This window comes from Micromonospora sp. KC723, from assembly GCF_004348595.1.
In the GTDB taxonomy this organism is placed as follows: Bacteria; Actinomycetota; Actinomycetes; order Mycobacteriales; family Micromonosporaceae; genus Micromonospora.
Genome location: NZ_SMKD01000171.1, coordinates 1 through 10,391 on the forward strand (window position 1 = coordinate 1; position 10,391 = coordinate 10,391).

Sequence of the window (10,391 nt, forward strand, 5' to 3'; positions counted from 1 at the left end):
CCTCAAGACCGGCCAACCCGCCGGCAAAATCGCCATCACCATCTGACCCCGGCCACCCACGCGCCCGGCCCTGCGGCCCACCCACCGGCGCCAGCGACAACACCACATCGACCTGCTCGACCAAGCCAAAGCCACCTACCCGCCCCTGGCCGAGGTCTGGGTTGACGCCGGGTCGAGAACAGTCACGGCGCCGGCCTCGACATCGACGTCGAAGCCGTCACCAAGAACCCACACATCCGAGCATTCTCGGTGGTCAAACGCCGATGGGCCGTCGAACGCAGCCTCGGCTGAATCATGCTGTACCGACGCCTGGCTTGCGACTACGAACCCCCTGCCCGACAACTCCGCCAGCGTGATCCGCATCGCAATGATCGACAACCTCACCACCCGCGTCACCCACGAACCACCCCGACCTGGCGGGACACCTGTTAGTCGTATGCGATCGCCCGCAGCACGTCCGTGCGGACGGCCCGGACGGCCGGCAGCATCGCGGCCAGCACACCGATCATCACGCCTGATGCCAGGTACGCGGCGAGGAAGGCCCATGGCAAGGCCAGCTCGGTGATGCCCTCGCTGCGCAGCGCCCGCGTGACCGCAGCCCCGAGCCCCGTGCCGACGGCGACCCCGAGCAGCGCGCCGAAGGTGGAGATTGCCATTGCTTCCACGGTGACCATCTGCACCGTCTGGCCGCGGCTGAGGCCCACCGCGCGCAGCAGGCCGAGTTCCCGGGTGCGTTCGAGCACCGACAGGGCCAGTGTGTTGACCACGCCGAGCGCCGCGATCAGCATGGTGATGCCGAGCAGCACCTGCAGCAGCGCCAGAACGGTGCCGAAGACGCCGGTGATGATGTCGACGAACCCTTCGGGGTCGGTGACCACGGTTTCGGGACTGTCTGCCAGCAGCGCGTTCACCCGAGCGCGTACGTCGGCTTCGGATGCGCCGGGGGCCAGCCGCACCAGTCCGACGGAGGGCTGCTGTCGTGACAGGTCCGGCACCACCGAGGCAGGCATGAGCCAGCCGCTGGACCAGTCGCTGCGGTAGGTGCCGGCGAGGGTGAAGGTGCGGCTGCGTCCGCTGGCGAACGAGATCTTGACCGGGGAGCCGATCCGCAGGCCGAGGTCAGCGGCGGTGTCGGCGTCCGTGAGAATCTCGTCGGGCGCGAGGGGGCCGAGGGTGCCGGACACATGTTCGGCGTTGATGGTCGACCGCCAGGCCGCGATGTCGTTGACCGCGACGATGCCGGTCCGGCCGCGGGCGGTCATAGCGACGTCCTCGTAGATGCCGGCAACGGCCGCGACACCCGGCACCGCCCGGATCCGGTCGAGGATTGCCGGGTCGAAGGTCTGCGGGCGGCTGGTGCTCGTCGGTTCGGTGAGGATGAGGTCGGCCCGGAAGTAGTCGGCCGCTGTGTCCCGAAAGCTCGCGGTGGCCGAGGTGAGCACGACGTTCACTGCGGTGACCACGGCGATGCCGACCATCAGGGCCGCCGCCGTGCTTGCGGTGCGGCGCGGGTTGCGGCCGGCGTTGAGCCGTCCCAGCCGTCCGGGTGCCGACCAGGCGAACAGGCGGCCGATCAGAGTCACCGCGGGCCGGGCGACTGACGGGGTGAGCAGTGCCGCTCCGACGAAGCTCGCCAGGACGCCGCCGAGGACGGCGCCCAGCGAGATGTCGTCGGTGCCGTCGGTGAACGCGAGGACGAGCAGGGCGACGCCGACGGCCCCGATCACGGTGCCGGTCACGGTCAGCTTGGTGAGCGGCCGATCGGGGACTGACACCTCACGCAGCGCCGCCACCGGTGGTACGCGGGACGCCCGCAACGCCGGACCGACCGCCGCGACGACGGTGAGCGCCACGCCGAACGTGACGGAGGTGAGTACCGCCACCGGCGGTACGGTCGCCGCGCCCAGGCCCAGGTCGCCCATGGCGGTGCCCCCGACCAGCCGGGGCAGTAACACGGCGATGCCCACGCCGAGGGCGACACCGACCACTGAGGCGGTGAACCCGACCAGCACCGCCTCCACCAACACTGACCCGACCACCTGCCGGCGGTGGGCACCCAGGGCCCGCAGCAGGGCAAGTTCCCGTGTGCGCTGGGCGACGACGATCGAGAACGTGTTGAGGATCAGGAAGACGCCGACGAAGAGCGCGATCCCGGCCACGGTCAACAAGACCTGGCTGATCATCGCCAGGTCCTCCCGTGCCGACTCGGACTGGGTCGCGCGCAGGTCGTCGCCGGTGCGCACGACAACATCGTCGCCCAGCGCGCTGCTGAGCCGGTCCCGCAGGACGTCCGGGGTGACGCCGGGTTCGGCCCGGACGTCCACCGCGGAGTACACATCCGGCCGGCCGAGCATGAGTTCGGCTGCGACCGACTCGTGGAAGGCGATTTCGTGGGTGCCGCCCACGCTGTCCCGGTCACCGCGGTAGCCGATGACGCCAACCACGATGAACGTCTGCTTCGGTCGCTGGGTGAGCACGCCCACCCGGTCGCCGAGCTGCAGGCGAGCGGCCTGGGCAAGCGCCGCGTTGATCGCGATCTCGCCGGGCGCGGCGGGCGCGCGGCCGGCCCGCAGCTGGACCGAGCCGCGCTCACCGGTCCAGTTGGTGCCCAGCCGGGGCCGGTTGAAGCTGGTTCGGACCACCCTGCCGTCGGCGCCGACGAGCCGGGCCCCGTCCTCGCTCACCACGCCGGTCGCCCTGGCCACGCCTGCGACCCCGGCGACCCGCCGGACCAGGGCGGCCGGCACCGGTGTGGTGGCCGAGTCCTCGCCGATACCGGGCAGCACCTGCTTCGCCGTGACCTGAACCTGGGTGTCCTCGTGCAGGCCGGCGTACAGATCGCGCAGCGACCGGCCGAGGGTGTCGGTGACCACGAGCGCCGCCGACATGAACATCACGCCCAGCACGACCGCCAGCGCCGACAGCAGCAGCCGGAGCCGGCGCGAACGCAGGCCGGCGAGCGTTGCCCCGATCATCGGGCCACTCCCCGGTTGTCGAGGCGCTTCATCGTCTCCAGTACGGCGTCGGTGGTCGGCGCGGCCAGGTCCTCGACGACCGTGCCGTCGAAGAGGAACACCACCCGGTCGGCGTACGCGGCGGCGGCGGGATCGTGGGTGACCATCACGATCGTCTGGCCGAACTCGCGGACCGACCGGCTGAGGAAGCCGAGCACCTCGGCGCCGGAGCGGGAGTCGAGGTTGCCGGTGGGCTCGTCGGCGAAGACGACCTCGGGCCGGGTGATCACGGCCCGGGCGCAGGCGACGCGTTGCTGCTGGCCGCCCGAGAGCTGCGCCGGCAGGTGGCCGAGACGGTCACGCAGGCCGACCGTGTCCACCACCGTGTCGAACCACTCCGGCTCAGCTCTACGGCCGGCGATCGCGAGCGGGAGCAGGATGTTCTCCCGGGCGGTGAGCGCGGGCAGCAGATTGAACTGCTGGAAGATGAACCCGATCTGCTCCCGGCGCAGACGGGTCAGCTCGGCGTCACGCAGCCCGCTGACCCGGGTGTCACCGACGCGTGTCTCGCCGCTCGTCACCGTGTCGAGCCCGGCCAGGCAGTGCATCAGCGTCGACTTGCCGGACCCGGACGGGCCCATCACGGCCGTGAACCGGCCGCGCGCGAGTTCCACGCTCACATCCCGTAACGCGGTCACCTCGGCAGCGCCGCTGCCGTACACCTTCCACACGTTGTCGGCCCGCACGGCCGGTTCGATCGTTGTCGTCACGCCCTCAGTCAAGCGGCCGACCGCGCCGCCCACACTGTCCCGAGCGGGGGTCCCGAAGGTATATCCAGCTATACCGTGCCGCCGGGCCCGCGCCGGTAGTGTGAGCCCACATGCCGGTCAGCACCGCACTGGATGCGCTGTCGCTGCCCCCGATGCAGCTAGTGAGCAGCTCGTGGCCCTGGCGGGCGGTGCTCTACCTGACGGTCGGCGCGCTGCCCGGCGGGCCGGCGATCGTCCTGCTGATGCGGTACGGCATCGAGGAACCGCTGCCGGTGCTGCTGGCCGCGGTGTCGACGCTGGTCGCGGGCACGATCGTCTTCGGCAGGCTGGAGCGGTGGCGGCTGCGCCTCGTCGACAACGTGCCGTTGCCGGACGCCCACCGGCCACTCCATCGGCGCGGCTGGCGGCACACTCTTCGGGTACGGTTACGCGAGCAGGTCACCTGGCGCGAGATCGGCTTCACCGGAATCTCGACCATCGTCCTGTGCTGGCTCGACGCCGTCGTCCTGGCGTGCATGGTGGGCTATCCGACGGTCGCCCTGCTCAGCCCACTCCACGAGCGGGACAGGCCTCCCTTGGCGATGCTGGTGTCGGTGGGGATGGGCGTAGGGCTACTGGCCGCGGCACCGTACGTGGTGACCGCCTGGGCCGGCGCCCGGGCCGCGATGGCGCGGGCACTGCTCGGACCTCGGGAATCGGACCGGCTCGGTGAGCGGCTGGTCGAGGTGACCCGGTCGCGGGCACGCCTGGTGGACGCGTTCGAGGGGGAACGCCGCCGCATAGAACGCGACCTGCACGACGGCGCACAGCAGCGACTCGTGGCCCTCAACGTGTACCTCGGCCTCGCCCGGCTGGAGGTGCCAGCCGGGTCACCGGCGCACGACCCGCTGGTCAAGGCGCACGAGCTGGCCCAGCGGGCGCTGAGCGAACTGCGCGAGCTCATCCGCGGCGTGCACCCGCCGGTGCTCACGGACCGCGGGCTCGCCGCGGCGCTGCACGACCTTGCCGGGCGCTCGCCGGTGCCGGTCGACGTCGACGTCCGGCTGACCGGCCGGCTTCCGCCGTCCATGGAGGTCACCGCGTACTTCGTGGTCGGCGAAGCGCTGACCAACATCGCCCGACACAGCCGGGCCGGTCGGGCCGCCGTCACCGCGGGCCTGCATGGTGACCGGCTGATTCTGCGGATCAGCGACGACGGGGTGGGCGGCGCCGATCAGCAGGCCGGAACGGGACTCGCCGGACTGGCCGACCGGGTAGCGGCCGTCGGGGGAACGTTGTCGCTGTTCAGCCCGCCGGGTGGACCGACGCTGATGCAGGCCGAGTTCCCCGGGGTGGTGCGATGAACCGTGACCGGCGGGTGATCGTCGCAGAGGACGACGTGCTCACCCGCGAGGGGATCACCAGCCTGATCAGCCGGTTCGGGCATCGGGTGGCGGCCGCCGTGGGTGACGCCGACGCCCTCGTCAACGCGGTACACGAGCACCGGCCGGACGTGGTGGTCACCGACGTACGGATGCCGCCGACCTTCACCGACGAGGGGTTGCAGGCCGCGTTGCGGCTGCGTCGGGACGATCCCGGCCTGCCGATTCTCGTGGTGAGTCAGTACGTCGAGCAGACGTACGCGGCGGAGCTGCTGGAATCCGCCCGCCCCGGCACGGCCGGCATCGGCTACCTGCTCAAGGACCGCATCGGCGAGGCAGCCGAGTTCGTCGAGGCGCTCGACCGTGTCGCCGACGGCCACACAGTGGTCGACACCGAGGTCGTACGCCAGCTGCTCAGCCGGCGCCGCGACCCGCTGGCCCGGCTCACCCCGCGGGAGCGCGAGGTCCTCGGCCTCGTGGCGGAGGGCCGGTCGAACGCCGCGATCGCGCGCGCCCTGTTCATCACCGAGACAGCAGTGGCCAAACACATCGGCAACGTGTTGATCAAGCTGGACCTGCACCCCGACGAAGACGACCATCGCCGGGTCCGAGCCGTGCTCGCCTACCTGCGCGGCTGACCACAGCCTCGACAGCGGCGATACGGCACCGAGAAGGCCACCGTTCGTGCGGGCGGGCCGTCGGGGCGTCGCCCCGCCGGACGCCGGGCCATGCTCCCTGACGAGATCCACCGCGTCGCAGCCGCTCACCGCGTGTGCGACAAGTTCTGGCACAGCAAGCGCTTACGCAGGCGGTGATGCCGCGTCGGCGTGGCCGTGGGTGGTGCGGGTGGCGACGATCGGCGGAGCACGTCGAGGGCGTGTTCCGCTCTCGTCGCGGCTGACCTCGTCCACGCCGACGCCGTTGCGGCGAGCGTTGTCCAGGCCCTCGTCGGTGCGCACAGGTACGGCACCCATGAAGGGGGTGCGTCCGGCCGACACCCGACGGGCATCGGCGCGACACCGGCCAGCGCGCGTAGGCGTCTGCCACCTCGGCGGCATGGCCTCCTGACGGCGGTTCAGGTGAGTACCGCAGCTGCGCGCAGGGTCAGGCCGGTGCCGATGACGAGCACCAGCGCCGACGTGGTCAGCGGCCAGGCCGCCACCGCGCCGAGGCGGGCCAACATGCGTACGGGTCGGCGCTCGGCGAGGCTCACCTTACGCGTGACCGTGAGCAGAAGGAGGCCGGCCGCCGTGAGCGTGCCGGCCATACCAAGGCCGTACGCGAGCACCAGCAGCACCCCGAAGACCGCCTTCCCCGTACTGATCGAGGCCAGCAGCACCACCAGCGCGGTCGGGCTGGGCACCAGGCCGCCGGCGACGCCGATGCCGGCCAACCCCAGCCGTCCGGCCCGACGTCCGTGCTGACGAGCCTGACCGTGGTGGTCGTGACCGTGGTGGTGGTCGTGACCGTGGCCGCGCGGGTGGCCGACTCGACCGCGTACTACGGCGGTCAGCATTCCGGCCCCGACCGCGATGACGAGCAGTCCACTGATCACGCCGAGGTAGCCGAGCAGCCGGTCGGCGGCGAACGCCGTACTGGTGCTGATCAAGACCCCCACCAACAGCACCACGCCGGTATGGCTGAGCGTGACCGTGGCGCCGACGGCCAGCGCGTCCGACGGCCGGCCGCGGCGCCCGGCGAGGTAAGTTGCGAGCACGGACTTCCCGTGCCCGGGCAGGGCGGCATGTCCGGCGCCGAGCAGCACCGCGGTCAGCACGGCCAGGACCGCCAGCAGCGGGGTGAGCCGGCCGCCGGCCAGCCCCTCGATCCGTTGCTCCGCCCACCTGGGAACTACGGTCAGCAGCCCGGCGCGTTCCGCCGGCGCGGTCGCGGTCGGTGCGCCGGCCACGGCCACTCCCGGCTCCACCCGCACCGTCGCTGCTGGCACGTTGACGACCAGCGCGTCCGCCGGCGGTATCGCCCTCAACTGCTGGCTCACGCTCTGCTCGGGCAGCCGTGAGTCGATCAGACGTACGCCGTGCCCAACAGCGGTCACCTCCCGGTATCCGGTGCCGTCAGGCCGGTGGTGATTGGCGATGGTCACCGTGGCCGGGGCGGACAGCCGCGCGGGTGCCGCGAGGTCGCACGTGAGCCGGGCGCTGGGCAACCGGGGTGACCCCGGTTCGTGGTCGTAGTCGCCCGCTGTCACCGTCCAGAGCAGGCGTTCGCCGTTCACCTCGACGGCGAACCCGACGGCCAGTTCCGCGCAGGCGGCATGCGCGTGCCGACGTCGTTCGGCGGCGTTGACCGTGCCGTCGTGGTCCGCGTCCACGACCCGGCGCTCCTGCTGGGTGACGATCTCCGCCGTGTGCACGGCCGCGACCACCCGCACCTGATCGGGCATGAGGGTGAGGCCGTGATACTGGTGGACCTGGAACGGCGCTCCGGTCGGGTGGGCGCTGGCGAGCGTGGCCGGCGCGGCCACCACGAGGAAGAGTCCGAGTACGGTCCACAGGCCCGCCCTGGCCGCCGTGCCAGCGGCGCCGGGCGGCACGCGCCGTGTGGGCATGACGCTTCTCCTGTCGTTCCGGCGGCGGCAGACACCCGGGGCGTCGCGCCCGCGGGGCCTGCCGCCGCTGTCGACTTCCGCGGTCGGTTCAGCCTCCGGTGTAGGTGATGTTCGGTCTCGGCGGCTGGCTCATGCCGTTGCCGATGAAGTAGTCGACGTGGTGGGACTGCATGTAGCCCTTGACCGTCATGTCGTTGCGGTAGGCGGGGTTGTGCGCCAGCGTGTAGAGCCGGGTGCTGGTGGGCCGGTCCGTCGTGAAGATGATCAACTCGTTGAACCTGGCGTTGGTGTACACGACCTCCTCGCGCCAGTCGCCGAGGATGTCACCGTGGAACGTGGGCTGGACGTTCTGGCTGGCGTCGACGGCGCCGTGGTTCGAGGTGGACACCAGCCGGGGAACACTGCTGGTGCCGGTGGGGGCGTTCGGGTTCCACTTCTCGATCTTGCCGTCGTTCAACAGCTCCATGGTGATGTCGCCGTCCCAGAACAGGCCCGTCTGCGGCCACGGCTGCAGAGAGGTGTTGGACTGGGTGAGCCGGTTGCTGGGCGCGTTGTACAGACCCGAGAAGGCCCAGACCTCCATGCCGGGGAACCGTGGGTCGATGTCTCCCACCATGCCCCGGCCCACGTCGGCGGTGCCGGCTTCGACGTGCTGCCAGATCATGTTGCCGGTCGCGGCGTCGTAGTAGTAGTCACGCAGCCCGCTGGGATTGTCCTGCTGCACGCCGTAGCCCTGTAGCCCGGCACGGTTGGGATCGATCTTGGCGATGTGGAAGCGGTCGCCGTGGACGACGCCCCGGGGCGCCAGCGAGTACTTCAGGGTGCCGTTGCCGTTGAGCACGAACCCGATCTCGGCGATCTCGTCCTTGCCGTCGCCGTCGACGTCGATCACCCGGGTGTTGTGCCCGTCGGGCAGGTTCTGCCTGCCGCGCAGGAACTTCCACTGCATGGTGAGGGCGCTGCCGGTGAACCGCCAGGCGGTGAACATGAGGTTGAAGTCGCCGGAGCCGATCCGGTTCTTCATGTACGCGACCAGGCTCGGGTTGACCCCGTCGAGGTGGCCTACGGCGAAGCGGGCGTACATCGGGCCGTCGGACAGATAGTCGGTCGGCACGGGCGCCGTCGCCCGCGGCGCGCCCGTCATGCCGTTGAGGATGGCGATGGCCTGGCGGGTGTTGTCGCTCAGCCCGTTGTACGTGACACCGTTGGCGAACCGGACGCCGTTGGCGATCCGCACCGCGACCTCCGCGCGGCCGTCACTGTCAAGGTCGTACACGGTGACGCCGTCGTTGTGGCCCACGTTGACCGTTGCCGAGCCGCCCTCGATGTTGTTCTGGTTGGTGCTGTTCGGCCCCATGTCCATCGACCAGAGGAACTGCCCGTTGCCGCGGTACGCCTCGATCGTCTGCGGGGAGGTCTGCCGGTCCAGCACATAGTCGTACTCGCCGTCACCGTCCAGGTCACCGACCCACACGAACTTCACTGCCCCACCGGCGCGCAGCGGCAGGCGGACCACCGGCTCGGTGGCGTGGTTGGCGGTCAACGTGAACGACCCGCTCGCCGCCTGCTCCACGCCGTCGACCACCGGCCGAACGTGGTAGGCGTTCGACTGCGCCAGATTGGCGCTGGTGTCCATGTAGTTGGTCCCTGCGGTCAGCACCGCCGAGTTGAGCCTCACGGGTGAACCACCAGCGGTGGACCGGTACACGTTGAAGCCGATGCCGGCCGGGTCCAGCCCCAGCAACCGCCAGCTCACCAGCACGCTGTTGTTGCTCGCCCGTACCGCGACGACTCCCCGACCCAGGCGTTCCATCCGCCTGGCCCCGGAGGACGGCGGCGGCGTGGTGTCATCGCCGATCGTCACCTCGACGTAGTCGATGTTGGCCAGCCCGGCCGCGGTCGTGGCGGCAAGCCGGATGGTGTTGGTGCCGCCGACGAACTGCACGGTCAACGTCCGGGTCACCCAGGCGTTCCAGGCTCCGGTGGTGTCGAACGCGAAACCGTCCTGCGCGACCGTGCCGTTGACGCTGATGTCCGCCGGCCGGTTGGCGGTGCCGCCGTTGGCGTAGCGGATGGCCACGGTGGCGGCGCCGGCGCCGGGCGCGGTGATGGCGAACTGGGCCGCGGCGCCGCTGGCGGCGCTGCTGTCGCAGAAGCCGGTGCCGGAGTAGCCGGCGTGGTTCGAGGCGATGGCTCCGTCGCAGGTGGCCGGGGAGGTCTCGGCCTCATACCGGGTGGTCGCCGCGTTCGCGGTGAGCGCGACCATCACCCCCGCGCCAGTCAGGAGGCTGGCCACGGCCGCGACGACCGCGAGTCTCGGAACGCGTCTCATCGGTTTCCCTCTCTGGGCAGTTGATCGCCGACCTGGGCGAGACACTGGATGGCGGCCAGCCCGCTCTGGGCATCGGCGTCGGTGGACACGAAGTTGACCTCGTTGACCGCTCTCAGCTCCTCGGTGATCTGCACCGACCTGTGCCCACGCGCGAGGGTGCCGCGCCGCCAGGGCATGCCCCAGTTGGCGCCGACGAGGGTCGGCGGCGCGCCGGAGTCGAGCGACCGCAGCGGAACCGCCGCGTCCGGGTGACGGGTGCGGGGCGGGTCGGCCGCCGAGAGGTGGGCAGAGCCTCCGGCGGCGGGCGAAGCCAACGGCGGGGACTGGCCGGCCGCGCCGGTGATCGCAGCGCCTGACAGCAGGCTGCGACGAGGGGGTCGTGCCATCGGCGCTCCAGGGTGGGTG

General features: G+C 71.2%; 8 protein-coding genes and 1 pseudogene. 3 read left to right on the forward strand and 6 right to left on the reverse strand.

What is annotated here, in order from left to right; genetic code table 11:
- Nucleotides 1-106 precede the first annotated feature (106 nt).
- Nucleotides 107-432: pseudogene (locus E1165_RS30205) on the forward strand (IS5/IS1182 family transposase); the annotation flags it as partial.
- Here the strand turns inward: E1165_RS30205 and E1165_RS25580 are convergent.
- Nucleotides 429-2,975 (reverse strand): ABC transporter permease, encoded by a 2,547-nt coding sequence (locus tag E1165_RS25580; protein ID WP_132394287.1) that lies wholly within the window; start codon nt 2,973-2,975, stop codon nt 429-431. The pseudogene E1165_RS30205 and the gene E1165_RS25580 sit on opposite strands and share 4 nt — an antisense overlap.
- Nucleotides 2,972-3,724, reverse strand: coding sequence for an ABC transporter ATP-binding protein (locus tag E1165_RS25585; RefSeq protein ID WP_132394288.1), 753 nt, complete (start codon nt 3,722-3,724; stop codon nt 2,972-2,974). Before E1165_RS25585 ends, E1165_RS25580 begins: the two co-directional genes overlap by 4 nt.
- Nucleotides 3,725-3,834: 110 nt before the next feature.
- Here E1165_RS25585 and E1165_RS25590 point away from each other — a divergent pair, with 110 nt between their 5' ends.
- Nucleotides 3,835-5,067, forward strand: coding sequence for a sensor histidine kinase (locus tag E1165_RS25590; protein ID WP_132394289.1), 1,233 nt, complete (start codon nt 3,835-3,837; stop codon nt 5,065-5,067).
- Nucleotides 5,064-5,723, forward strand: coding sequence for a response regulator transcription factor (locus E1165_RS25595; protein WP_207917038.1), 660 nt, complete (start codon nt 5,064-5,066; stop codon nt 5,721-5,723). Before E1165_RS25590 ends, E1165_RS25595 begins: the two co-directional genes overlap by 4 nt.
- 162 nt (nt 5,724-5,885) lie before the next feature.
- On the opposite strand, the gene E1165_RS29235 is transcribed toward E1165_RS25595, so the two are convergent.
- The 4 genes from E1165_RS29235 to E1165_RS25610 all read right to left on the reverse strand — a co-directional run.
- A complete protein-coding gene (locus tag E1165_RS29235) occupies nt 5,886-6,044 on the reverse strand; it encodes a hypothetical protein (protein WP_165945326.1) in 159 nt (52 codons plus the stop codon).
- 116 nt (nt 6,045-6,160) lie between these two features.
- Nucleotides 6,161-7,654 (reverse strand): sulfite exporter TauE/SafE family protein, encoded by a 1,494-nt coding sequence (locus tag E1165_RS25600; RefSeq protein ID WP_132394290.1) that lies wholly within the window; start codon nt 7,652-7,654, stop codon nt 6,161-6,163.
- A gap of 88 nt (nt 7,655-7,742) precedes the next feature.
- A complete protein-coding gene (locus tag E1165_RS25605; protein WP_132394291.1) occupies nt 7,743-9,986 on the reverse strand; it encodes a carbohydrate-binding protein in 2,244 nt (747 codons plus the stop codon).
- A partial coding sequence (locus tag E1165_RS25610) for a hypothetical protein (protein ID WP_207917039.1) occupies nt 9,983-10,391 on the reverse strand: 409 nt, incomplete at its 5' end. The genes E1165_RS25605 and E1165_RS25610, both read right to left, overlap by 4 nt.